Genomic DNA, 23,265 nt, shown 5'->3' with positions numbered 1-23,265 from the left:
AGGAGGCGATTTAATGAGTACCACTGATCAAACAAAGCAACATATGACACTTGCAGAGATTGAAAAGAAAGAACCGACACAATCAGAACGCTTTATGACCAAAGTCATTTCTGAGTTTGGTTCCAGCGTTGGAGAAGTAGCCCTTACCAACTTTCAGAAACGTCTCGCTCAGAATTACTTTGTCGCTCTGGATGCCATTCTTAAGACAACTGAAGAAAAGCGGTTGAAGAAGTCTGAGAAGTTCCGTGATGCTGTGCCGGTAACTTGGCAACACGTAAACATGGAGAAGCTTGCTCGTGATGTGGTGGCTATGGCAAGGGTTGGATTTGACCCTTCTCAACCTAACCATATTAATCCAATCCCCTATAAAAATAAGCATACTGGAAAATATGATATCACCTTTATTGAAGGGTACCGTGGGATTGAGCTTAAGGCTACGAAATACGGTCTTGAAGTTCCAGATCACGTAACCGTTGAACTGGTTTATTCGAGCGATAAGTTCAAACCGATCAAGAAGGATTCAAAGAATCAGTTTGAAGGCTATGAGTTCGAGATCGTAAATGCATTTGACCGTGGAAATATCATTGGGGGCTTTTATTATCATAGTTTTTCCAAGGTTCCGGAAAAAAACAAACTTGTCGTCATGACAAAAAAAGATATCGAAAAGAGAAAGCCTGATCATGCTTCTGCGGAATTCTGGGGCGGAGAAAAGGACAAATGGGAAAATAACAAAAAGGTTGGCACGGAAACAGTTGAAGGCTGGTATGACAAGATGGCCTGGAAGACTATTTACCGCGCCGCCTATGGCGACATTACTATCGACTCTCAGAAGATTGACGACGACTACCTGCGCCTTAAGCAAATGGAAAGTGATTTTGCAGAGGCGGAAGTCGAAGAGGAAATTCGGGCGAATGCAAACGGACCGATTATTGATATTACTCCGAATGGTTCACCGGCGGATGCAGCTAATAGCTCGCCTGCGAATGATAATTCCACAGGTGAAACTGATCCTGATAATTTCTCTGGTGATGTACCTCCTGTGGAACAAGAGATGGAATTTTAATGATTGACATCCAATGTCTCGGCTCTAGCAGCGCTGGTAACGCCTATCGCATATCTGACGGGCATACCGTGCTTCTGCTGGAAGCCGGTTTTCCTTATAAGTCGATACAACGGGCGCTTAATTTTAGAATGTCGGACATTGCCGGTTGCCTCATTACACACGAGCACCTGGACCATAGCAAGGCTGCTCCTGACATTATGCGAGCAGGTATAAACATTTATACCAGTCAAGGAACGGCGGATGCCAGAGGGTTGTCAGGACATCGCCTGAAGGTCATTAAGGCGCTGGAGCAATTCACGATAGGCACATGGACAATCCTACCATTTGATATTCAGCACGATGTCGAGGAGCCGCTAGGCTTCCTGCTTGCCAATACAGTGGGAGATAAACTAGTCTTCCTGACTGATACCTACTATTGCCGTCATCGTTTCAAAGACCTTACTCACATCATGGTGGAGTGCAATTATTCCTTAGATATCGTTAACAAGCGGGTGGCTGCGGGGCACTTGCATCCTGCCCAAAAGAAACGGCTGCTTCGTTCTCACTTCGGATTGGAGAACGTGAAAGAATTCTTGAAAGCCAATGATACCCGTAATGTTGAGGAGATTTGGTTACTGCATCTGTCTGACGGTAATAGTGACGCAGAGCGCTTTAAGAGAGAGATTCAGGAGACTACTGGCGCACTTGTGAGGGTGGCAGATCGATGATCAACGATAAACCTGTGATGCAGAGCATGATGGGGGAGCGGATCTGGAAGTTGATGAAGGTAGATCAAGAAGAGTTTAAGCGGGAGACACGAGAATACTTCGCGCGAGTTTACCCGGGCTGGACGGTGAAGCGGGTGAGATATCCGATCGTTTACCTCCAGGATGATAGAGATTGATATGAATGATTTATAGGGGATGATTGAATGCCCGAAGGCAGTTACCCGTTTCCGACATACTCAGGGCTTTTGAAGCCACAACATTACAAACAAATAGGCAGCGCGATATGGCTTTTCCTGTGGTGTATCAGCTCCACGACATCGGAGAAGGAAAGAGAGGGAACTGTCTGGGGTATCGTCCTCGGGAACAAGCCGATCCGCAGCAGTGAGTTGGAGGAAACTTTCGGAGTGACCGGAAGAACAATCCGCGATTGGATTAAAAGATTAGAGGAGCATGGTTACATACGAGTGACCCGCGCTCCATATGGACTTATTTTCAGTGTTCGGAACTCAAAAAAGTATCAAAATAGACCGGAAGTAAACTTCCACTCTGACGATGGAGATAGGAAAAAAACTTCCGATCTGGAGGATGGAGATAGGAAGAAAACTTCCGATCACCCGGAAGAAAACTTCCGATCTAATAAAGATATTATAAAGATTTTGATTGATAGATGGATTAATGGTTTGGAAGAAGATGATCAAAAAGAGTTGAGTTCAAGATCCGGGGTGCTGACCGCCGCTGTGGGTGCCGTCTCCACAGGCCAAATAGATCTTGATAAACCGTCAGTCGAACAGCGTGTCCTTAAAATCGAACAGTATTACATGCAACGTAATGGGCTACTCAGTTCCGTTACTGCCGATTGGGAACATGTTCGTGAGATTGCGAACGAGGCCATGCCGCTGGATCTCGTATACTTTTTCATCGATCTGGCAATTGCCCGGAAGAAAGCTAAACGGAGGAGACCTTCGGACAAGATTCGGACGTTCTCGTATTGCAAAACCGTGATTTATGGCTGCTGGGATGAATTGTCCTCATTTCTTGAGCGGTACCTAACTCCCCCTGCATCTTTAAAGCAGGGAACAGTCGCCCTGGGAGCCTCAAGAGAGCGTCGGAAAAGCCAACGACAACAAGAAATTGACGAGCTTGAACAGTTCATCGAGGAGGAGAGGAAGCGTGGAAGTGGTTGAAGTTGCTCAGCTTTATCGAGAGATTAAGAAGCATTTCCCGTTTTTTGATGCTTCCGTCGAAAAGGTAAAGGCAGATTATAAATATCTCAAAGATTTTCCGGCGGAAACAGCCCAAGAGAATATTGATCGCTATATTCTGACTGAAACGGTAGAGCCAAAGATTGCAAACATCCGTGGCCGCCTGGGCGATTTGCAAGATAGCCAGCGCAGCAAGGAAGCTGCTGCAGAACATTTTGCCAATCTCGATGAGTGGGTGTCTAGTCATAAACCACCACCTGAAGGTTACTGGGAAACAGTAATGCGGAAGCTTCGAGGTGAAACGAATGCTTGATCGTGAGGTTTTTTTAGCAGCAGTGGGAATTGAAATGCCAGTTGACCTTCAAGCCGAGCAAGCGGTACTAGGTGCGTCCTTGATAGATCAGTCGGCTTATGAAGCTTCGGCAGATATATTGCAAGGCGGGGAATTTAGCGACGAAGGACATGCACGGATATACAGAGCGATGCGTCGTCTCAGCAATGCGGAACAGCCTATAGATTTGATCAGCCTGACTTCACAATTGCAGGACAGCGAGGAAATCGACAAGGTTGGTGGGGTTAGTTACCTGTCGAAGTTGGCTCATGCAGTGCCGACAACAGCGAACGCAGCCTACTATGTTGAGCGAGTACAGGAGATGTTCCTTCGTCGTCAAGCGATTGATACGGCCCTAGATCTGCTTCGCAATGCTGGGGAGGAGCAGGATGTTAAAGGGTTCGTTGCAATGGCTGAGACTGCTGTATCTAAACTCTCAGACCAGACGGTTCCGGTACGTGAGTTTATTGGGATCAAAGATGCATTGATGCAGGTCTGGGAAGAGGCAGAGCAGCGGTACAACGTCCGTGATATAAACCGCGGAATCACAGGGATTGAGTCTGGGTTTACTGATCTCGATAAGATGACTGCCGGATTCCAGAAAAATGACTTAATTATCGTAGCGGCAAGGCCATCGGTCGGTAAAACGGCTTTTGCACTGAACATTGCTCAAAATGTCGGAGTACGAGCGAAGGAGACCGTCGCTATCTTCAGTTTGGAGATGAGTGCCGCGCAGCTTGTACAAAGAATGATCTGTGCTGAAGCCCAAATCGATGCTAGTCGTATGCGAACAGGGAAGTTTGAAGGTGATGATTGGGAACGTATGGCGATGGCCGTTGGGCTATTGTCGGAGGCAGATATTCACATTGACGATACCCCTGGTATAACGGTGAATGAGATTCGTGCCAAGTGCCGGCGGTTGAAGAAAGAAGGCAAGCTGGGAATGATCGTGATCGATTATCTGCAGCTCATCCAGGGTAGAGGGCGCAGCGGTGCGAACCGGCAGGAAGAGGTATCACAGATTAGCCGAACCTTGAAGCAAATAGCCCGGGAACTTGAAGTGCCAGTTATCGCCTTATCCCAACTCAGCCGAGGTGTTGAGCAGCGACAGGACAAGCGTCCAATGATGAGTGACCTTCGCGAATCGGGAGCAATTGAACAGGATGCAGACATTGTAGCGTTCCTTTATCGCGACGATTATTACGACAAAGAAACTGAGAAAAAGAACATCATTGAAATCATTATTGCCAAGCAGCGTAACGGCCCGGTGGGGACCGTCGAACTTGTCTTCATGAAGAATTTCAATAAATTTGCTAATTACGAATATGTGCATGAGGGAAAAACGCCGGCAGGGAATGCGAAGAACATTGAAAAGCGCAAATGGGCGCAGTAAAGGAGCCAATATGGAAGAACAATTTTACGGGTTTTGCTTCCCGGAACCGGGCGGCTGGCATACACCTTCGGTGACACTGAACACTCCGGAGGAAGTTTATCGCTATACACAGCTTCACGGTAAGGCAGGGATGTTCCGCGAGGTACGGGTGACAGATGGCGGTGATTCTATCGTCGTACAGATGATTGACGGGCAGTATGTGTGGCCTGAAGAGTGGAAGCAGCTGAATAAGGGGGATGGAGATTATGAAGCAGGGAAAGCGGCCGACGCGCCGACAGAAGGAATCGATCCGGGCCAGTCGGCTTAATCCGGATAATTGGCTGGTTGAGCGGGAGACGCCAGCGGAACTGGTGTTGATCCCCAAGATCAGCGTCGAAGGGAAGACGAAGAAGCGGACGATCCGCAAGGGTGCCTAATGAGTGGGCGGAATTACTGGCACGTGTATAACCAGATGCGTCGTCATTATATAGATACTGGAGTTGCTCAGGGACATGCGGATCTGCTAGCTGAGTTTTCGGATATGGATCCAGCGGAAGTGGACGAGGGTATTGCTGAGTTTGAGTTAGCAATCGGTATACGAATGAGGGGAGTCGATCTTAATGTTTGTAAAGAAGCGCAAGTCAATTGATCCGTTCTTCCAGCAGCAAAATTACTTCGTTGTTATGGATGAGACTGGGGCGATGGCAGGTATGGTGTATGTGCTTGATACAGCGATGATGCCGGTTAAGCAACGAGGGGGGAAACGTAATGATTCAGTTTACGGTTTACGGAGAACCGGTCGCCCAGGGCCGGCCTAAATTTAGCACTGCCGGTGGATTCCCGAGAGCCTATGATCCCGCTAAATCAAGAGATTATAAGGATTACGTCCGATTGGCTGCTAGTGAACATGCGCCAGCAGCACTGCTGGAAGGACCTCTCGGAATTGCGGTTACTGCCTTCCGCTCAACACCTAAGAGCTTTAGTCAGAAAAAAGCAGCGGCTGCAGAGCGTGGTGATATTCTCCCAGTGACTAAGCCTGATGCGGACAACTATCTGAAGGGTGTTAAGGATGCGCTGAAGGGCATCATCTGGAAGGATGATAGCCAGGTAGTGGACGCTTTTGTCCGTAAGCGATACAGCGCTAGACCGCGCATTGAAGTGAAAATCAAGCAACTCCAATAAAAAACCGAGGGGGAATGATTCGAATGATGAAGGATCACGCGAAATTTACAGGAGAAATTGCTAAGGGCATTAAAATTGGAGAGTCCAGTGTTGAGGTTAAACTACTAATTCCACTGAAGGCAGCACTGCCGCACTTGCTCTTCCTGAGCAGTAATCAAGGGGAAGAAGTTAACGTATTCCTTGGCGACCCACAGGCTGCCTTTGATTTCAGCGAAGAAGATGAGGTCTATCGTGAGGTTACAGGCCGCCGTGTAACCACTGATGCTTCTGGTGTCGTGATGAGCACAGATAAGATCGGTGAAGAAGATCCCGATCAAGGTAATCTCTTCGAGCAGCAAGAAGGTGCATCGAGCGGCGAGCAGAAGGATGAAAATTTTGAAATTGCTGATCCGAATGCAGAAGAAGACACTAATGGTGTTCAATCATCTGAAGAAGATAATAATGATGGCGGTTCTGATAAGCATTCAGAGGGCCCAGAACTCGAACCGAATTGGATGAATGATGGAGCTGGAACTGACAGCCAAGATAACGAGGGTGATCCAGATGAATCAAGGGAACAAGTCTTGAAAGGTGAAAACTCTGATCTTGGTGAAGCTGCTGCAGATGAGACAAGTAAGGAAGAACTGGACGCTTTTATCCTTGCTGAACGCCCAATCTTTCCTGAAGTCGAATATGAAGGACAGCCAATCCCGTTCCCTGTTCTTCTGGAGAAACGTATCAATGAAGATAAGACTTGGCGCGAAATCGCTAATGAGAATGGCATGACCAGTGGGCAATTGTCAACCAGATGGACGGCATATCGCAAGCTGGCAGCAAAGAAAATGAAGGGTGGCGGGGGAGCAGCGTAAGCTGCTTTTCTCTTGCAGGGGCAGATCGGTTAGATGGTAATTACTATGATTAAAAAATAAAAAAAGACACCATAAGGTGTCTTAGTACAGATACTTTTCGCTCGAATTTCACGAGCTCGTCAGTGAACTGAGTTCATAAGCAAGACTGGCTACGGCTAACAGATGAAGAGATAAAGTAATATCAATGTTAAAATGTGCGGTAATATTAATTTTCATAGATAACCACGCTCCTAAAGTATAAATACACATAAAGAAAACTTTATAAAGCGCTTGGCCTGCCATCATCAGTGCCAGGTAGCCATCCTGTACAGACGCCTTAGCGTTTCGACAATAACATTATACTTAATATTTTGTGTTTTGCAAACCAAAGACCCCCATATCCTTGGTCGGGGCGGGGGTTCAATCTAATACCTTCATTCGAATTATACCACGAGTGAGGGGATTATCATGGGGAAAAGCGACAAATTAGCAATCCAACTGGCTTTTGACATCCTCCCGATCGACGAAAAGGAAACCCGTCGTAGAGTGGAGGAATATTTGGAAACGGTTCGTGTGTACCGGCAGATTGGCTTCGTGCGGCGCCAGGCGGCGCTCACGGCCAGCCCGGAGCCGCGATATCATGGATCAACCAATGCAATTAGTCGGACGACTGAGAATATTGCGGTATGGAATACGGATAGGGAAATTGAGCTTGAGCGGCAGTCTAAGCTCTTAGATTTGGCAATGGTGCGACTAAAAAAGGCAGAGCGAGAGATCATACAACTACGTTATCTGGAGCATGAAGATGAGTATGATTCCATTCTGTGTGGAGAACTGGGTATGAGCGATAGGAAATATCGGCGGGTGAAGTCGAGGGCGATTTATGTGCTGGCGTGTGCCCTGAGTTTGGAAGTTTTAGTTGATAGTTGTTCAGTAGCGACTACTATTTAGTAGTCGCTTTTTGAATTTGGTTTAAAAAGGGGAAAGTCGAACTTTAGCGAATATAGATCTATAGAATACTAATTAGGTGGATTGAGAGAGAGGTCTAACATGGTCAAATATGGGAAGGGTTTAAACCTAGAGATAGTAGATGCTGTGAATCGAGGAGAAATACCTGAAATCTTCAATACTTCGAACATCCGAGAATTCATAGAAAAAAAAGGGTGGGAGCCTTCTGATAATTACATAAATGCAACTTTACCAAATGCAGCTACTGATTCACATAGCCCCACAATAAAGAATTACTTTGTCTCTAAAAACAACGGGTATTATGAGTTACTCGATCATTACAAAAGACCAAAGTCTATAGGTGAGCTTACAATCGGCAAGATCATAGACAATACTACATTATGTAATATATTTAAGTGTTCCCCTCAAGGTGGGATGAGAAGATCGCTTAAAACGAATTCTCTTGTATTAGTCTCTGATCATACTACCGGAACGTATGATGATTTTTGGGATGGACCAGTGCTTAACTATACCGGTATGGGGCTTATAGGAGATCAAGATATTAATTTCATGCAAAATAAAACTCTAAATATATCAAGGGGTACTAATGTTGAATTGCATCTTTTTGAAGTTTATATAGAAAAACAATACATATATCGAGGGCGGGTTAAATTAAATAGTGATCCCTTCGAAGATTATCAATATGATCAGGAAGATAATTATAGAAAGGTATGGATCTTCCCTCTTTCTTTATTAGAGAATAGTGAATTTAAATTTGATGAGGGTATCATTGAACAGAATCAATTGGAGAAAGAAAAGAGAGTTAGGAAATTAACTGATGAGCAATTATGGTTAAGAGCTAAGAAAGATAAGTCAAAGAACAGAACTGTCACCAGTGAATCAACGGTTTACTATAGAGATCCTTTGGTCTCGGAGTTGGCAAAACGTCTTGCTAATGGAGTTTGTCAGTTATGCGAGAGCAATGGACCTTTTAAAGATAAGACGGGAAGATATTTCTTGGAAACGCACCATATTGATTGGCTTGCAAGAGGCGGATTAGATTCAATTGAGAATACCGTGGGTTTATGTCCAAACTGTCACAGAAAAATGCACTTGGTAGATGATAAAAGGGATGTTCAAATACTTAAAAGAAAAGCAGTTGGACAAAAATCAACTTCCTGAAGGGGAAATCACCACTTATGATCAATTTAAATAGTATGAGAATTAGAAATTATAAAAGTATAGTGGACTCTGGAACTATAAGCGTAGGATCGAAATTCACTGTTCTTGCAGGGAAAAACAATGCTGGCAAAACTGCGTTTATTGAAGCGTTAAGCAAAGTATTTTTTCATAGTTACCATAATGACTACTCTAGTATATTAGACCAGGGATTTAAACTTGACATGCGTATTAATCTACAAAATTCTCAATCTGTAATCCATAAAATATTTGGACAAACTTCCACAGGTGATTTATTAATCAGTTTTTATATTGAAAGGGGTTTATTGTTGTTTTCTATCGAAGACATTATCTCCGGTTCAAAATGTACACCAATACTTCAAGTAGGAAATGATATGAATTTAAAAGTTGAGAATTGTAAAAATGCTTCAACACATATGGGGCACAGTTCATATGATTTGTTTTTTACAGAACTCTCTCAGTATTTTATATTTATTAGTGGATCTAGAAATACACCAGGACTAGAAGTAATTTCAGATAGCGAGGTTCTTTCTAATAATGCAAGTAATTTAAATAGTCATCTGTTATTTTTACATAATAATAGTGAAAAGATATTCGATTTAATCGCAACGGACTTCTCGAAGGTATTTCCAGATGTATCAGGTCTGAAAACAATTTTTTTTAATAACCAAACCAGAATTGAACTTCAATTTAAAGATTTAGATTATGCTATTCCTCTTAGTGAATGTGGAAGTGGATACACACAAACGCTTATATTATTATCAGTTCTACATTCAGAAGAAAATAAAGTTGTTTTTTATGATGAACCTCAAACCTTTTTACATCCTTCTGCAGAAAAAGCAATTTATGACTTATCATCACTACATCCTATGCACCAGTTTGTATTCACCACTCATTCTTCGATCCTGATTAATTATCCTGTCGAAAAGCAGCTTTTTCTCGTTAAGAAGGAAAACAGACAGTCAACGTATACCTCTTTAAACAAGTACAAAGATGTTTTAAATGAGATAGGCCTATTTAACAGTGATTTTTCTTTTGCTGATAAAATTATTTTTGTTGAAGGAGAAACTGAGGAATTAATATTACCCATTTTGCTAAAAGAATTCGGGATGAGACAACTAGGATATAATTACATTATTTTAAACATGAAGGGTACAGGCAAGGATTTTACAAAAAGAGGAGCTATGAACAATAATGCTGCTAAATTAAAATTAATTATGGAGGGACTGTCGAAAGAAGCACCTATACCTTACCTAATTGTTATTGATAAGGATGAAAGAAACGAGGAGCAAATAAGTGCTCTTCATGATGCTTATGGTGAGCATATATATATCCTAGAAAGACGGGAAATCGAGAATTATTTTTTAGATTGTTATGACGAAATTTGCAGTGTGATAAATGGAATTAAACCAGAACTACAAATAAATAATGAGATAATTGAAGAACATCTAAACGTTATAATGCAGAATAATGAAGACAGAACCCTATACCCAAAAACAAGTGAGTTGCCATTAAGAGATGTAAAGGGTAGCAAAGTCTTGGAATTTCTTTTCGAAAAATATGAATTAGTATATTCTAAAGTTTACCATGGAGAAATCATAGCAACACAAATTCTAAAAAATTCTCCGAAGAAACTGAAACCCATAGCTGATCAGATTTCTCTTTTCTTGTCAAAATAATGTATGGCCGATTTTTGACCGAAAATTGACCGCACAATGGCCGTTCATTTGGCTTTAAACATGATATATTTGTACTGTGGAGATCAGGCGAGAGTGACTCGTACGGCTGCACCCCGGACGTACCTCCTCTCGCTTTTTCTTTAACTGATCATTGGGTTGACTTCTTCGCCATTAATTAAAAGTAGTTCAAATGATTCTTTAGTTCGATCCATGTCCATTGCACACGTCAGATCTACTGTTCTTCCATCTGGATGAACAAATTCCAAGTGGTGCAACTTATAATCATATTGGAGAGCGAGCTGGTAGTACTCTGGAAAATGCTCAGCCCCATGAATGGCATGGCTTTTAGAATTGCAGACTTCTATTGAAGTACTCCATTCTCTGTCTCTAAACATAAAACGAACGTCGAACTGTTCACCTATTGGAATTACAGCAATGCTATAATTAATTCCTTCATAGCGATATAGAACATTTGCCATTTTACTCGCCGCCTCCCTTTATAGGTCTAAAGTTCGACACCAATAGAGGAAAATCCTTCCTTTATAGCGAATGTTGAACTATACGATGATTTTAGCGGAGGGGTTTCAGATGGCAAGAAGAAAGAGTAAGGCAAAACAAGAAGAAGAGTTTTTTCAAGGGGTGGCTGGCTTAGCAGCAATGGGGTTAGCACTTGGAGGATACTATTTAACCAAAACCTTACAGGGGGCTATAATTGGAGCGGTTGTTGGCGTGGCTGTTGTAGTTTCATTAATGATTGTGATAGGGCAAAAGCGTGCTGAACGCTTAAAGAAATCCGGTATCGCTGAAATTGATAAAATGGAAGGTGTTCAGTTCGAGAAATACCTTGGTCATCTCTTTCGATCTCAAGGATACAAAGCTGAAGTTACACAAGCAGCGGGTGACTACGGTGCTGATCTGGTTTTATCCAAAGACGGCAAAAAAATTGTTGTCCAAGCCAAACGCTACAGTAAAAATGTCGGGCTGAAGGCAGTGCAAGAGGTTCGTGGGGCAGTTTCACATTACGGTGCTTCAGCTGCTTGGGTTGTAACGAACAGAGATTATACTGAACAGGCTTATAAGCTAGCAAAGTCAAATAATGTGCGTCTCATCGGCCGTGAAGAGCTTATTGAAATGCTTCTGCAAATGAGAGAGAAGATGACGGCTGCTAAAAAAGTCAATAATGCTAAGACAAGCGCTTAAGCGAAATAGTGAGCAAAAAAAAGAATGATATGTGAATAGACGTGCTCAAGCCTTATTTTCATTGTCGGTGGTTTTGACTCTTATTTCATTGGCTCAGTAAAATGGTCTTGTCCTCCTTTGTAACAAAGTCCGTAAAGATTTTGAGCAAAGAGCGCAGCGCATTTGCTGCGGATGCGGAGCGGACGCCGTTCTTATAAGGAGTGTGAATTTTGCTCAAAGCGTAATTTTATCGCTGAAAAGCGTACATATCAAAGCTGAAGTCGCTCATTAATGGGCGGCTTTTTTTATTGGGGGAATTAATTTGAAGAAGAAGAAGCAACAGCAGCGGCGGTTAAAAGATCCGCCCCAGCAGCCGACTAAGTGTAAAAGCTGCATATGGGGCCGTTGGGAAGGAACAGCACAGTTTTGTGGCAGAATGAAATGTCAGAAGGGAAAACCTTCCTAGCGTCGAAATTATGATGTCGAAGGGAGGTGGAAAAGATGTCGGGGATTGCAATAGATTATTTTGTTAATTCAGCCTATCAATTAAATCAGAAGGCTCAGAAGCTACTATTCGCAGTGAATAAAGAACATTCTAAGGACTCAATAGCTTTCTTTTACCCTAAAAATTTATTTTCTACAGCAGAAGGTGATGAGGAAGAAATAATTATTCTTTCAAAGAATAAGAAAATTTGGAGAGCCTCATGTGTCGAAAACAGCTATATATATAAATTTGAGGTATGGGATATTAAGGAAATAGCTAAATTAGAGCTGTATCCAGATTCAGAGAGGGAAAGTGTTGAGTTGAGGATTATTCTTAGGGATAACACTGAACTTGTACTCAATAGTGAAAAGGATGGAAATATCCATTGGGCGTACCGGTACCGAGAACATATAAAGGAAATGTTTGCTACTTTAAGCACCTGATAATAGGTGCTTTTTTCATGCCTCTATGTAGCCTTCTGTGAGCCGTTCTGAGAGCTTAAATGTGAGAATATATGTTCGCAGTAGTGAGGGCGGAAAAGAGCAGGACGGGCCGTTTCTATTCGTCTCCTGCTGAGTTTCCGTATACCTAAAGATGAAAAACCAACTCAACTCAAAGAGCTACCGATCGGATGATCATTGTTGGGTGATGGAAGATGTTGTATGATCTTGTCAGGAGGGGATTGTACTGATTGACAAGGAGATGTTTATTACAGAACTTCGTACCCAGATTCAACAAGAAATGATGGGAGCTGCTGAAGCTCTTGATCAAAGAAGAAAAGATGCCAGAATGTCAAACGCCTTTATGCTAGTGTTGTCAGCTGCTATAACTATAGTTCTTGGAATAAAGGAACTACCTGGAGCTAACACTATTGCCGTTGTACTTGGCGCAATTTTAACAGCTTCTGGTGGGGTTAGAGCATTCCATAAATATGAGGATCAAATCTCGCATCTTAGCAGAACCTTTTTTGACTTGAGACTTCTTGAGAGTGAAATATTGTTTTATATTAATTCTGTTCCACTCATTAATGTGACCGAAGAATCACTTCTTAATCTTAAAAATAGATTGCAAATAATAATCCGTAATCATGCGGAGAGCGTAATTAACTTTAAAAAATGATAAAACACCGAAAGGTGTTTTTTTATATGAGGAGGCAAAATGGACATCAGAATCATACCGATCGAGCAGCTTAATGCAGCCGTCTATAATCCCCGCGTAGACCTTCAACCAGGCGATCCGGAGTATGAAAAGCTTCGCCACAGCCTGGACGAATTCGGCTACGTTGACCCAATCGTCTGGAATGAGCAGACTGGTAACATGGTCGGGGGCCATCAGCGGTACAAGGTGCTGGTCAATGAGAAAGGTTGTACGGAGCTAGCCGTATCGGTCGTTAACCTTGACCCAGAGAGGGAGCGGCTCCTGAATCTTGCGTTGAACAAGGTATCTGGCCGCTGGGATGATGAAGCGCTGGCGCAGCTGTTGAATGAGCTGCAGGAAGGCGGGGCGGATCTGGCACTGTCCGGTTTTGATTCAGAGGAGATTGGGGAGTTGATAGCTGAGTTTGTCGGTGTTCCTGATACTGAGATCGATCAACCGATTGTTGAAGATGATTTCGACGTCCAGGGAGCTCTCGATCAGATCAAAGAGCCGGAAACATGCCGCGGTGATGTGTGGCAGCTTGGTCGGCATATCCTTATGTGTGGTGACTCTACAGATGCTGAAGATGTTGCCAGGCTGATGGACGGGGTGAAGGCATCACTGGTTGTGACGGACCCGCCTTATAATGTTGCGGTAAAGAGTGATTCGGCTCGGCTGGCTGAAGCAGGTACCAGCTCAATAATGAACGACGATATGCCCGCAGAGGAGTTTGCGGGCTTTTTACATGCTGTTTTTCAACAGTACGCCGTGGCCATGGAACCGACTGCAGCCATCTATGTCTTCCATCCCTCTTCGTATCAGCGTGAATTTGAGGAAGCTATGAACGCTGCAGGGATTACGGTGCGCTGCCAGTGTGTGTGGGTTAAAAACGTGGCCACCTTCGGCTGGGCGCAATACCGTTGGAAGCATGAGCCGGTTTTTTATGGCCACATGAAGGGCAAGGCTCCGGCGTGGTACGGCGATCGCACTCAGACGACAGTTTGGCGGTCCGGCTTACCAGCGGAAGATCCTCTCCCGGAGACGGTCTGGGAGGTTTCGAAAGGGGATGTAACCAAGTATGTTCACCCTACACAGAAGCCATTGGAGCTGCTGGCCATACCGATCAGGAACAGCAGTCGGCGAGGAGACATGATTGCTGATTTCTTTGGAGGCAGCGGCTCTACCATGATGACCTGTGAGCAGCTTGATCGCACTTGCAGGACAATGGAGCTGGACCCGATATTTTGTGATGTTATTAAAATACGTTACCAGACGGTATTTGGTTTTAAGCCAGTATTACTTAATAAAATAGGTTAGAAAGAGATTAAGGTTTCAGACATTTCACTTTTTCAAGTAAGTAGTCTGGTTCTTGGATAAGTGGACTATTGTTCTGAGTGCAGGCTGGTCGATTTCTTTTTTCTCCTTGCTGAAAAGCAATCTTGTCTATTATTATGAATTTAGTAAAATTTATACTATAAGACTGGATGGGTGAAATTGAATAAGTTAGAAGTGGAGAACACAACTTCCAAGCAAGAGCCAAGGGTACATTATTCAAATCGGTTTATTAAAGTGCTTATATTATTAGCTGTACTATGTACTGTTTTAGGTATGATAAGTCCCTTCGTTATTAAGGAGAAGTTTATTAGAGATGTTGTTATTAACGATGTGTATGAGAAAAGTGTCACAGAGGTAGATAACAGTGAAGCAGCAGAGGTTTATCCGTACACACAACTAAGTGACTTAGGGCCTATTGGAGATTGGTTAGGCGGATCTTCAACGCCGCTATTTACGCTTGCAAGTTTTTTTATCCTCGTTGCTGCACTTTTAGCACAGATGGTAGAACTAAGGGCTACTCGTGACGAGTTTAGCAAGCAGAATGAAACTTTTATAGAACAAAATAAACTAATAAGTATTCAGAGATTTGAAAGTACATTCTTTCAAATGACTTCTCTTTACAACGAGATTATTAGTACATTTTCCGATAAAACATCCGAAAATGAAATTTCTGGAAGAGAGATGTTGGGGAAAGTAAATAATTCATTTAACGAAAAATTATTGGAAAATATAAGGAAATATTTGCACCCGAAAAAATATGGACTTGTTACTAATCAGGACTTGATTAATATTGGAAGGGAGACTGAATTATTATATGAAATATTTATAGCTACTTATAACGATTTCTATAATGGGGACGATTATACTACCGGAGCAGAAGAAACAATCGGACATTATTTACGAAATTTGTACAACATTTTAAGATGGGTACATTTCGCTAAGTCATTAAAAACTCATGATGAGAAAATGGATTATATAAGAATCATACGTGCACAACTATCATCCCATGAGCTGAAATTAATATACTACAACTGCATACATCCGTATGGGTACAGAATGAAAGAACTGGCTGACCAATATAACCTGTTTGATAACTTAAATCTGAATTCGTTATTAATACCTGACCTTAAATTGATACATGAAAATATTGAAAAACTAGATTCAAATTATACAGAAATGGTTAAGGATCTGAAATAATTTGTCGATCTTAATTAAAGGCTGTGTTAAATCGTGTTGCTGAAAATTAAAGTTTACGACCTAGAGAAGGCGGTTTTCCTTTAGAGAATAACCAACATCATAATTTAATATAGCCAAAAAGTTAAGAACCGTTCCTTTTATGGACGGCTCTTTTTTTATTAACATACAGTTTTCTTCTTAAAACAGGCATTTATCTATACGCGTTAGCCTTGGGGGGCATATGTTTAATAATCAATTCAATTAACCACAAGGAGTCGATAAAATACAATGTCAGAAGGTAGAAGAAATACCACGGGAACCGTACTTGTCTTGTTCATCTTACTGGTCATCATCACTTCGATGTGTTGCTCCCCTAGTTACATTCAAGCTAAACCGTTACCAAAACCAATGCCTCTGAGCACTTCGGTAGGCAACGGCTTTATGCCAACTAAGGGTGGAGCTGATGCAATGTTTGAAATCTGCAACTCTCCGAGCTGCCCATGGACTGTAATGGGCGTTGAAGGCTGCTATACCCCCGGCACCCAGCATTATCACAGTGGGGTAATGAATACCTGCATAAACGGTAGTTGGAAACCAAACAGATAACTACTCTCATCGTCCCCATCGAGCTTTGAACGTTAGTTCATGAAAAACCGCTCTTTTGCACAAAAATCAACAATCAAGTATAATGCGCCTAATTAAAAAAAGATTTTTTAAACAAATAGATATAATAGGTTAAAAAACCGCCTGATGCGGTTTTTTTATTGCTCAAATTTAAGGGAGGACGCGCTAACGTCCTCCCAACAACTAGGGTATCCCCCGGCTGAGACAGCGGCGCGCCACGCGTGGCATTTTCGGACATCCGCTGTCTCGCATTCCATCATAACGGAAAGTCGAGGGGTACGTAAATGGGAACACAAGATGAAATTTTATTGCAGCATGAACTTGAGGTCATGGCCGGTATCCTGGAAAGCAAGACGCAGTACCGTAAAATTGTTAAGGCCGGCATAGCCAAGTGGGTAAAGGACTTCCAGGACGGCCGAATTGAAATCAAGACGGTGGATGACCTGAAGAAGTTGATCGAGATAGATATTGAGTTACAGAAAGATGAGTTATAGGGTTAGTCTTTCAGTACCAACCAACTTACCCAAGATCCTTTCTCTCCACATTCCTGGCAGTGTCCTGTCACTTTTCGTTCGCCGTGACGGGGTCCTGTGCTATGGATTATGTCAATAACATGCGGGGTGACTTTGCCACAACCTTTGCATTGTTGTTCAACGTCAATCATTATTATTTTCACCTCCCTATTTTCATCTATAAAGTAATATCAAAAAATGCATACGTCTACTATTATTTTTAGAAAATATTTTACACTTCGGAAGTTTATATGTGGGGGTGGTGAAATGTAGCATGGCTAGAGAACGTAGTCCGGAAAGATTCAAAGCAAAACAGATGTGGCTGGAGAGTAGCAGTACGATGAAGCTTAAGGACATCGCCGCTGCTCTTTCTATTACGGATAGCAAAGTCCGAAAGTGGAAGACGATGGATTGTTGGGAAGAAGAGCTCAAAGGGAGCGTTCCATCTGAATCCAAAGGGAACGCTCCACATCGCGGCGCTCCCAAAGGGAACAAAAACGCGTTAGGTAACCGTGGCGGCGCTCCCCCGGGCAATCAAAATGCAAAGGGAAACAGCGGTGGAGCTGGTGGACCGACTGGCAATAAGAAGGCAGTAACCACCGGTGAGCATGAAACCATTTGGTTGGATGCGTTAACCGAAACCGAGCAGCAGCTCATCGATCAGGTGGACACTGACCCGATCATCCAGGCGAATGAATCCCTTTACCTTCTAACGATCCGTGAGCGCCGCATGATGCACCGGATCAAATCCCTGATGGAGGGGTTATCCGAGACCGAGCGCAGCGTGCTCTACGAGATGAAGGCCATCAAGGAAGTCGCGGAGATCCATGATGAGAAGACCGGCATTACGAAGAAAATCCCGCATAGCCGTAATGAAATGATGGAGTCTAAGATTGAGGAGAAGGGCTTCCGCAAACTGGACGACATCGTGAAGTTGGAAGAGGCTCTGACTCGCATACAAGATAAGAAGATCAGAGCTATCGAGCTCAAGAACCGCCTAACTGATGACGAGAAGCGTATTCGCATCGAAACCATGGAGTATGAGTTACAGATGCTTCGTGGCGGGGGTAAGGAAGACTTCGAAGATGATGGCTTTATGGATGCGCTGAAAGGTAGGGCAGCGGAGGTGTGGAACGATGGCGAAGCTTAAACTCAAGCCGCCGGCATTCAAATGGGCTCCATTCTCCAACAAGCAGCTTAAAGTTCTGACTTGGTGGATGCCAGAGAGCCCGCACCACGATAAAGATGCAATCATCTGTGATGGTTCCGTACGGGCCGGCAAGACGGTCTGCATGTCATTCTCCTATATAGCCTGGGCAATGGACACCTTCCGAGGAGAACAGTTCGGCATGTCAGGAAAGACCATTGGTGCGCTACGACGTAACGTGGTCGGTCCGCTGAAACGCATGTTGGCCAGCCGTGGGTATCATGTTCATGACAATCGATCTGAAAATGTTTTGACTGTGACCCGGGGCTTAATAAGCAACCGGTTCTTTTTATTTGGTGGACGAGATGAAAGTTCTCAGGATCTGATTGCCGGGATAACGTTGGCCGGTATGTTTTTCGATGAGGTTGCCTTGATGCCGAAGTCCTTCGTTGACCAAGCGACTGCTCGTTGTTCCGTAGATGGTGCCAAGCTCTGGTTCAACTGCAACCCGGCAGGCCCGTATCACTGGTTCAAAAAGGAGTGGTTGGACCAGCTGCAGAAGAAGCACGCACTGCACCTACACTTTACAATGGAGGATAACCTGTCTCTCTCCGAGCGTGTGCGGGAGCGGTACCGACGGATGTACAGTGGGATATTCTATCAGAGGTACATCCTGGGGCTTTGGGTAATGGCAGAGGGAGTGATTTTCTCTAAGTTTAATGATGCAGTTCATAAGAAACCCAGAGACTGGTTCCCGGCCAAGTTTGATCGCAAGTTCATTTGTATCGACTACGGGGCTAATAACCCGACGGCATTTCTGAAGTATGGAGTCCGAGGGAACGTCTATTATGAACTGGATGAGTATTATCACAATATCCGCCATAAGGGTGAGAAAACGAATGGTGAATATGCGGATGATCTGGAAGCCTTTCTTGATGGCGATGAGTATTCAATCTTCATCGACCCGTCAGCAAAGGCTTTTATTATTGAGCTGAAGAAGCGGGGGATCAACAATATTCGGGCTGCTGTGAATACTGTATTAGATGGTATTCAGACGGTATCTAACCGATTTCAGAATAATGAACTATATATCTGTGATGATAACACCAATTCGCTTCAGGAGTTGGTGTCTTACGTATGGGATGAAAAGGCTGCTGAACGGGGCGAAGACAAGCCTATTAAGCAAAACGACCATACCTGTGATGCACGCCGATACGGTATCCATACGGATTATCTGCTACAGCGTGTGAAGCAGCGTAAAAAAGAGAGAGAGGAGCGATCTGATCATGATGTGGGGTGGGTGTAAGGCATGAGTGGCGAGGCACAGTGGTTTCAAATATCAAAAGCAGAGGAAAGGCATATCCCATCGAGTGCACAGCTACCGGATAGCTTTGAAAACCTATATGATCAGCACGGGCTGCTGCCGTTTCCACCAGGCAATGACCCTGCCTCCTGTAAACTTCTGGTTAAGAACAGTAACATCATTCCGCAGTGCATCGAGGCGTACAAGCGAAACATTGCTGGATATGGTATTGCTTTGGAGTACCTCCCTGGTGAGAGTGATCAGACCGCGCAGGAGGAGTGGAACAAGGCTGATAAGTTCTTGGAGACCTGTAACCTGGAGGATACGCCGGATGAGATTATCGGCTCCTTGATTGAGGACATCGAGAGCAGCGGGAATGCAAATGTGGAGGTCGCCTGGCCTGCCGGCAGTGAGTTCCCGACACTCTACCGAATCAATCCGAAATTCGTTCGTTGTACCCGGGAGACGGATAAGGTGACGATCAAACGTAAGCGACTGATCCGCTCAACAAAGAAGATCGAGGAATTCTCCCAAGATATCTATGCCCGGAAGTATGCCATGAAGAGAGGGCAGTCCGTTGTATGGTTCCGTCCATTTGGAGCTGAGGGTCGAGGCAATCAAATCATTCCCTTAAAACTTGGTAATGATGGTCCTTATGGTGAACCGCGCTGGTTTGGAAATGCACCAGGAGTGGTCGGTAGTCGAGAGGCGGAGGAACTCAACGTTTCTTATTTCAGCAATGGTCGAATGCTCTCCATGTTGTTGACTGTGACTAACGGCCGACTGACCAAGCAATCGATGGAGCTGCTGAAGAATGTAAAAGGTTCACAGTCCCAAGGAGGCATTCTTTATCTGGAAGCCATCGGGGAAGAGACTGGTGGACCACTAGATGAGAAAGTCGAGAAGGTATCTATTAAGCTGGACAAACTGAATGATCTATTGCAGCAGGATGCCTTGTTTCTAGAATACGGGAAGGACAAGAAAGCAGATATCCTCTCCGCTTTTCGGCTGCCACCTATACTGGTTGGCCAGAGTTCTGATTACAACAGGGCGACTGCGCAAGCCGCGCTGCGATTTGCAGAAGAACAGGTCTTTGAACCATACCGCAAGTGGATCATGGATGAGATCTTTAATAAACGCTTATTCCCGGCCATGGGCATCTTTCGCGTACGGGCGACTTTACGTGGACCGCGTATTATTGATCCGGAAGACCGGAAGTCATTGCTGGACTTTATCGCAGACCGCGGCATTATGTTGGTCCGTGATCTGATTCCAATTGCTGAGGAAGTGCTGGACACTACTATCGATGAGTCTAAGTACAGCACAGAATATCTGGATACCCCGATCGCGCAGCTCGTGAGTAGTCAGCCGGCTTTAACCGTACCTGAACCTGACTCCGATGTGAACGATCTGCAAGAGCAGGTATCCACCATTGCCAAGCGTCTGCTGCGTCAGAGTCATGATGAGGTAGTTGACCATGTGTAAGGAATGCTGGGAGCGCATCGCAAAAGCAGATGATACAGAGTTTCTGGATAGTTTGGAGCTGACCCATGCGGAGCGGGCAGTGCTGGAAGAGTTGTACAAGCAGGGTGAAACCCGAATAGTTGAAATCCTTGAGCTGCAAGGGAAGGCATTGCATGATGCCATTGAGGAGCTCAGCGAGGAGCTGCTAATTGATATCGGGGAACTGGGCAAGGTTATACAGTCCGTACAGTCCGGTGATTTGTTCACTGTCCAGTTTGAACAGGCGGTATATGATTCCTTCACGCCGCTGTTTCACTTGGCAGGTGAATCTGAGCTGACAGTGCTGAACAACGACAAGACCTGGTCCACCAAGAACAAAGCTGCATCCCGTTTTGCGAAGAACCTGCAGAAACTTGTTCCGGATATGAATGGTACCAGTGCGGATGTTATGACCCGAGCCTTTCAGAAAGCTATTAAGGAGGGAAAAACACCCTCCGAGCGGGCGTTGCTAGTACGTGAGATTAGCGCGGCAGCCCCCAAAGGTGATGCTGGTCCATTCAATATGGAAAGGGCCATTACCGTTTCTCGAACCATGAGCACGGCAGCGGCCAATGGCGGTAAGCTTGAAGGCTGGAAGCAATCCGAGGTGGTCACCGGCAAGAAATGGCGTTCTTCTAAAGGCGACAGGACCCGAAAGACACATAAGAAGGCCAACGGCCAGGAGCAACCATTGGACAAGCCCTTTGAAGTCGGTAAAAGCAAGCTGATGTTCCCCGGAGATCCATCTGGACGTGCCGAGGAAATTATCAAATGTCGATGCACGATGCAATCTGTATTGGCATGAAAAGGTGATTTCCTGACTAATCTTCTTCTTTTAGTTAATATGAATAACAAAAAAAGTGGAGGGGATTATTTTGAATGAGGAATAGAAGAGTGAGTAAATCGAGTGATAGACTGATAATGATCATTAAGCTCCCGGGCAGTTTTGTTTAGAAAGTCCCTGATTGTATTTATCTATGCTTAATGTTAATCTAGGCAATAGAGATGCAAACAAAGGAGCATAACCTTATCATGTGGATTACTCTGTAAAGATTAACAATCGAAATGATGCCTGTAATAGTGACTACACTATTCTATTAGGCATGCTTTTCTTTAATCTTACAGGGTATGCAGGGAAAGGTGTATCATAAACCCATGCTGCGGATACCTGATGGTATCCGCTTTTATTCGTGGGAAACCGCGTCTCTATTGATTCCTACCTGCTTATCCTCCTACTAGCGAATGGAGGAACTTTATTATGAGATCGAAGTTAGTCTTGATTGAGGGATTGCCAGGATTCGGGAAAACAACAACTGCTCAACTCGTTCATGAAATTCTTACGGAAATGAACATTACATCCCAGCTGTTTTTAGAAGGAAATCTGGAACATCCTGTTGATTATGATGGAGTCGCTTTCTTTAAGAAAAATGAATGCGATGAATTATTGAGTACCCATGAAAAGTTTAAAGATTTGTTGAGTAATCTCATGATTAAACAAGGTAACGATTACTTCCTAGAATATCGGAAAATAAAAAATGAATACGGGTCAGGTTTTCCAGATGAATTGCTTCATGCAGTTTTCAAACATGATATTTATGAATTGTCGCTAGATCAAAACAGGAAACTGATAACAGAACGATGGAAGAAGTTTGCGGATCGTGTTTTGAATGGCGCAGACACATTTGTTTTTGATGGTTGTTTTATACAAAACCCTGTAACCATGGGGATGATTAAACATGGTGCGAAGAAAGAAGACGTTATAAGTTACGTTATTGAACTAGCAACAATTGTGGAGCGACTGAATCCCTTGCTGATTTACGTAGAACAGAACGATCTTGATCATTCTTTCAGAAAAGCTGTAAAGGAAAGACCTCAGGAATGGTCAGAGGGATTTATTGAATATTATACGAACCAAGGTTATGGAAAAAAACAAAATTACAAAGGGTTAGAAGGAACGCTGCAGGTTCTTAAAGCAAGATGGGAACTAGAAGAAGAAATTTTTAACCGCTTAAACATAACCAAGATAAAAGTTGATAACTCTTCTTATAATAAAAACGATTATAAGCAAGTTTTAGAGGGCATTTTATCAAAATACTTTAAATCAACAAACTAATGAGAAATTGAATTGAATTCTAAATGATTGCAGGCTGAAAAAGATGGAAAACTATTACGCTAACGGGACACGTTAGTTCAATGAAACAGCGACAGTCTAGGACATTATTTTCTCGTCCTTTGCTGTCGCTGTTTCAATTTCTAGGGTCAGTCTATTATTTATTTAACGAATTTTGACGCCATTACAATTCAGAATATGCAAGGAGTCATCTAATAATAGCTGCTTTTTTATTGAAAGGAGG

27 protein-coding genes are annotated in these 23,265 nt (G+C 43.6%); 26 read left to right on the top strand and 1 reads right to left on the bottom strand.

The genetic code is table 11. The features are described 5' to 3' along the window. Nucleotides 1-13: 13 nt before the first annotated feature. The 15 genes from MKX41_RS09845 to MKX41_RS09775 all read left to right on the top strand — a co-directional run bounded on the left by MKX41_RS09845 (nt 14) and on the right by MKX41_RS09775 (nt 10,511). Nucleotides 14-1,063: a recombinase RecT gene (locus MKX41_RS09845; RefSeq protein ID WP_340970042.1), complete on the top strand. Its 1,050-nt coding sequence runs from the start codon at nt 14-16 to the stop codon at nt 1,061-1,063. After that, a complete protein-coding gene (locus tag MKX41_RS09840; RefSeq protein WP_340970039.1) occupies nt 1,063-1,770 on the top strand; it encodes an MBL fold metallo-hydrolase in 708 nt (235 codons plus the stop codon). The genes MKX41_RS09845 and MKX41_RS09840 overlap by 1 nt, the downstream gene beginning before the upstream one ends. Continuing rightward, on the top strand, nt 1,767-1,946 hold the full coding sequence (locus MKX41_RS09835) for a hypothetical protein (protein WP_340970037.1): 180 nt from the start codon (nt 1,767-1,769) through the stop codon (nt 1,944-1,946). Before MKX41_RS09840 ends, MKX41_RS09835 begins: the two co-directional genes overlap by 4 nt. 27 nt (nt 1,947-1,973) lie before the next feature. Then, complete coding sequence (locus tag MKX41_RS09830; protein WP_340970034.1) at nt 1,974-2,954, top strand: hypothetical protein; 981 nt, start codon at nt 1,974-1,976, stop codon at nt 2,952-2,954. Then, complete coding sequence (locus MKX41_RS09825; protein ID WP_326046267.1) at nt 2,941-3,285, top strand: hypothetical protein; 345 nt, start codon at nt 2,941-2,943, stop codon at nt 3,283-3,285. Before MKX41_RS09830 ends, MKX41_RS09825 begins: the two co-directional genes overlap by 14 nt. Next, nucleotides 3,278-4,696 (top strand): replicative DNA helicase, encoded by a 1,419-nt coding sequence (gene dnaB, locus MKX41_RS09820; RefSeq protein ID WP_340974865.1) that lies wholly within the window; start codon nt 3,278-3,280, stop codon nt 4,694-4,696. Before MKX41_RS09825 ends, dnaB begins: the two co-directional genes overlap by 8 nt. 10 nt (nt 4,697-4,706) lie before the next feature. Next, nucleotides 4,707-5,003, top strand: a complete 297-nt coding sequence (locus tag MKX41_RS09815; protein ID WP_340970032.1) for a hypothetical protein — start codon at nt 4,707-4,709, stop codon at nt 5,001-5,003. After that, complete coding sequence (locus tag MKX41_RS09810) at nt 4,942-5,112, top strand: DUF6906 family protein (RefSeq protein ID WP_340970030.1); 171 nt, start codon at nt 4,942-4,944, stop codon at nt 5,110-5,112. Before MKX41_RS09815 ends, MKX41_RS09810 begins: the two co-directional genes overlap by 62 nt. Before the next feature lie 23 nt (nt 5,113-5,135). Beyond that, nucleotides 5,136-5,324: a hypothetical protein gene (locus MKX41_RS09805; protein WP_340970028.1), complete on the top strand. Its 189-nt coding sequence runs from the start codon at nt 5,136-5,138 to the stop codon at nt 5,322-5,324. Continuing rightward, nucleotides 5,296-5,493, top strand: a complete 198-nt coding sequence (locus tag MKX41_RS09800; protein WP_340970026.1) for a hypothetical protein — start codon at nt 5,296-5,298, stop codon at nt 5,491-5,493. The genes MKX41_RS09805 and MKX41_RS09800 overlap by 29 nt, the downstream gene beginning before the upstream one ends. Next, entirely contained in the window at nt 5,444-5,857 is a 414-nt protein-coding gene (locus MKX41_RS09795; protein WP_340970023.1) for a RusA family crossover junction endodeoxyribonuclease, read from the top strand. The genes MKX41_RS09800 and MKX41_RS09795 overlap by 50 nt, the downstream gene beginning before the upstream one ends. Before the next feature lie 23 nt (nt 5,858-5,880). Next, nucleotides 5,881-6,705: a hypothetical protein gene (locus MKX41_RS09790; RefSeq protein WP_340970021.1), complete on the top strand. Its 825-nt coding sequence runs from the start codon at nt 5,881-5,883 to the stop codon at nt 6,703-6,705. 447 nt (nt 6,706-7,152) lie between these two features. Next, complete coding sequence (locus MKX41_RS09785; protein ID WP_340970019.1) at nt 7,153-7,635, top strand: ArpU family phage packaging/lysis transcriptional regulator; 483 nt, start codon at nt 7,153-7,155, stop codon at nt 7,633-7,635. A 99-nt stretch (nt 7,636-7,734) separates the two neighbouring features. After that, entirely contained in the window at nt 7,735-8,814 is a 1,080-nt protein-coding gene (locus MKX41_RS09780) for an HNH endonuclease (protein ID WP_340970017.1), read from the top strand. 17 nt (nt 8,815-8,831) lie between these two features. After that, nucleotides 8,832-10,511 carry an ATP-dependent nuclease gene (locus MKX41_RS09775; protein ID WP_340970015.1) on the top strand — a complete coding sequence of 560 codons (1,680 nt, stop codon included), beginning with the start codon at nt 8,832-8,834 and terminating at the stop codon, nt 10,509-10,511. Nucleotides 10,512-10,651: 140 nt separating this feature from the next. On the opposite strand, the gene MKX41_RS09770 is transcribed toward MKX41_RS09775, so the two are convergent. Further along, complete coding sequence (locus MKX41_RS09770; protein WP_340970013.1) at nt 10,652-10,990, bottom strand: hypothetical protein; 339 nt, start codon at nt 10,988-10,990, stop codon at nt 10,652-10,654. Nucleotides 10,991-11,099: 109 nt separating this feature from the next. Here MKX41_RS09770 and MKX41_RS09765 point away from each other — a divergent pair, with 109 nt between their 5' ends. The 11 genes from MKX41_RS09765 (at nt 11,100) to MKX41_RS09715 (ending at nt 23,024) form a co-directional block, all read left to right on the top strand. Continuing rightward, a complete protein-coding gene (locus tag MKX41_RS09765) occupies nt 11,100-11,711 on the top strand; it encodes a restriction endonuclease (RefSeq protein ID WP_340970010.1) in 612 nt (203 codons plus the stop codon). Between the two features lie 480 nt (nt 11,712-12,191). Next, nucleotides 12,192-12,617: a hypothetical protein gene (locus MKX41_RS09760; RefSeq protein WP_340970008.1), complete on the top strand. Its 426-nt coding sequence runs from the start codon at nt 12,192-12,194 to the stop codon at nt 12,615-12,617. A gap of 259 nt (nt 12,618-12,876) precedes the next feature. Beyond that, nucleotides 12,877-13,293 (top strand): SLATT domain-containing protein, encoded by a 417-nt coding sequence (locus MKX41_RS09755; RefSeq protein ID WP_340970006.1) that lies wholly within the window; start codon nt 12,877-12,879, stop codon nt 13,291-13,293. A 39-nt stretch (nt 13,294-13,332) separates the two neighbouring features. Further along, complete coding sequence (locus MKX41_RS09750) at nt 13,333-14,628, top strand: site-specific DNA-methyltransferase (protein ID WP_340970004.1); 1,296 nt, start codon at nt 13,333-13,335, stop codon at nt 14,626-14,628. Between the two features lie 177 nt (nt 14,629-14,805). Beyond that, nucleotides 14,806-15,843, top strand: coding sequence for a putative phage abortive infection protein (locus tag MKX41_RS09745; protein ID WP_340970001.1), 1,038 nt, complete (start codon nt 14,806-14,808; stop codon nt 15,841-15,843). Between the two features lie 887 nt (nt 15,844-16,730). Beyond that, nucleotides 16,731-16,940 (top strand): hypothetical protein, encoded by a 210-nt coding sequence (locus tag MKX41_RS09740; protein WP_340969998.1) that lies wholly within the window; start codon nt 16,731-16,733, stop codon nt 16,938-16,940. A gap of 292 nt (nt 16,941-17,232) precedes the next feature. Then, nucleotides 17,233-18,108: a phage terminase small subunit gene (gene terS / locus MKX41_RS09735; protein WP_340969995.1), complete on the top strand. Its 876-nt coding sequence runs from the start codon at nt 17,233-17,235 to the stop codon at nt 18,106-18,108. After that, nucleotides 18,095-19,411: a PBSX family phage terminase large subunit gene (locus MKX41_RS09730; RefSeq protein WP_340969993.1), complete on the top strand. Its 1,317-nt coding sequence runs from the start codon at nt 18,095-18,097 to the stop codon at nt 19,409-19,411. The genes terS and MKX41_RS09730 overlap by 14 nt, the downstream gene beginning before the upstream one ends. A 3-nt stretch (nt 19,412-19,414) precedes the next feature. Continuing rightward, nucleotides 19,415-20,893 carry a phage portal protein gene (locus MKX41_RS09725; protein ID WP_340969990.1) on the top strand — a complete coding sequence of 493 codons (1,479 nt, stop codon included), beginning with the start codon at nt 19,415-19,417 and terminating at the stop codon, nt 20,891-20,893. Further along, nucleotides 20,886-21,716 carry a phage minor head protein gene (locus MKX41_RS09720; protein WP_340969987.1) on the top strand — a complete coding sequence of 277 codons (831 nt, stop codon included), beginning with the start codon at nt 20,886-20,888 and terminating at the stop codon, nt 21,714-21,716. The genes MKX41_RS09725 and MKX41_RS09720 overlap by 8 nt, the downstream gene beginning before the upstream one ends. A 453-nt stretch (nt 21,717-22,169) precedes the next feature. After that, complete coding sequence (locus MKX41_RS09715) at nt 22,170-23,024, top strand: hypothetical protein (RefSeq protein WP_340969986.1); 855 nt, start codon at nt 22,170-22,172, stop codon at nt 23,022-23,024. Nucleotides 23,025-23,265: the final 241 nt, after the last annotated feature.

The organism is Paenibacillus sp. FSL R5-0475, assembly GCF_038004585.1.
GTDB lineage: Bacteria > Bacillota > Bacilli > Paenibacillales > Paenibacillaceae > Paenibacillus_AQ.
The sequence above is the reverse complement of the archived record's forward strand: the minus strand, read 5'-3'. Positions and strand labels throughout refer to the sequence as shown.

Bases quoted from the DNA above. Each gene is read 5' to 3' on its own strand.
- MKX41_RS09755 (WP_340970006.1), top strand. From the start codon at position 12,877: ATGTTTATTACAGAACTTCGTACCCAGATTCAACAAGAAATGATGGGA.
- MKX41_RS09815 (WP_340970032.1), top strand. From the start codon at position 4,707: ATGGAAGAACAATTTTACGGGTTTTGCTTCCCGGAACCGGGCGGCTGG.
- MKX41_RS09750 (WP_340970004.1), top strand. From the start codon at position 13,333: ATGGACATCAGAATCATACCGATCGAGCAGCTTAATGCAGCCGTCTAT.
- dnaB (WP_340974865.1), top strand. From the start codon at position 3,278: ATGCTTGATCGTGAGGTTTTTTTAGCAGCAGTGGGAATTGAAATGCCA.
- MKX41_RS09810 (WP_340970030.1), top strand. From the start codon at position 4,942: ATGAAGCAGGGAAAGCGGCCGACGCGCCGACAGAAGGAATCGATCCGG.
- MKX41_RS09765 (WP_340970010.1), top strand. From the start codon at position 11,100: ATGGCAAGAAGAAAGAGTAAGGCAAAACAAGAAGAAGAGTTTTTTCAA.
- MKX41_RS09785 (WP_340970019.1), top strand. From the start codon at position 7,153: ATGGGGAAAAGCGACAAATTAGCAATCCAACTGGCTTTTGACATCCTC.
- MKX41_RS09715 (WP_340969986.1), top strand. From the start codon at position 22,170: ATGAGATCGAAGTTAGTCTTGATTGAGGGATTGCCAGGATTCGGGAAA.
- MKX41_RS09725 (WP_340969990.1), top strand. From the start codon at position 19,415: ATGAGTGGCGAGGCACAGTGGTTTCAAATATCAAAAGCAGAGGAAAGG.
- MKX41_RS09845 (WP_340970042.1), top strand. From the start codon at position 14: ATGAGTACCACTGATCAAACAAAGCAACATATGACACTTGCAGAGATT.
- MKX41_RS09730 (WP_340969993.1), top strand. From the start codon at position 18,095: ATGGCGAAGCTTAAACTCAAGCCGCCGGCATTCAAATGGGCTCCATTC.
- MKX41_RS09800 (WP_340970026.1), top strand. From the start codon at position 5,296: ATGTTTGTAAAGAAGCGCAAGTCAATTGATCCGTTCTTCCAGCAGCAA.
- MKX41_RS09840 (WP_340970039.1), top strand. From the start codon at position 1,063: ATGATTGACATCCAATGTCTCGGCTCTAGCAGCGCTGGTAACGCCTAT.
- MKX41_RS09720 (WP_340969987.1), top strand. From the start codon at position 20,886: ATGTGTAAGGAATGCTGGGAGCGCATCGCAAAAGCAGATGATACAGAG.
- MKX41_RS09780 (WP_340970017.1), top strand. From the start codon at position 7,735: ATGGTCAAATATGGGAAGGGTTTAAACCTAGAGATAGTAGATGCTGTG.
- MKX41_RS09760 (WP_340970008.1), top strand. From the start codon at position 12,192: ATGTCGGGGATTGCAATAGATTATTTTGTTAATTCAGCCTATCAATTA.
- MKX41_RS09775 (WP_340970015.1), top strand. From the start codon at position 8,832: ATGATCAATTTAAATAGTATGAGAATTAGAAATTATAAAAGTATAGTG.
- terS (WP_340969995.1), top strand. From the start codon at position 17,233: ATGGCTAGAGAACGTAGTCCGGAAAGATTCAAAGCAAAACAGATGTGG.
- MKX41_RS09740 (WP_340969998.1), top strand. From the start codon at position 16,731: ATGGGAACACAAGATGAAATTTTATTGCAGCATGAACTTGAGGTCATG.
- MKX41_RS09790 (WP_340970021.1), top strand. From the start codon at position 5,881: ATGATGAAGGATCACGCGAAATTTACAGGAGAAATTGCTAAGGGCATT.
- MKX41_RS09770 (WP_340970013.1), bottom strand. From the start codon at position 10,990: ATGGCAAATGTTCTATATCGCTATGAAGGAATTAATTATAGCATTGCT.
- MKX41_RS09835 (WP_340970037.1), top strand. From the start codon at position 1,767: ATGATCAACGATAAACCTGTGATGCAGAGCATGATGGGGGAGCGGATC.
- MKX41_RS09795 (WP_340970023.1), top strand. From the start codon at position 5,444: ATGATTCAGTTTACGGTTTACGGAGAACCGGTCGCCCAGGGCCGGCCT.
- MKX41_RS09830 (WP_340970034.1), top strand. From the start codon at position 1,974: ATGCCCGAAGGCAGTTACCCGTTTCCGACATACTCAGGGCTTTTGAAG.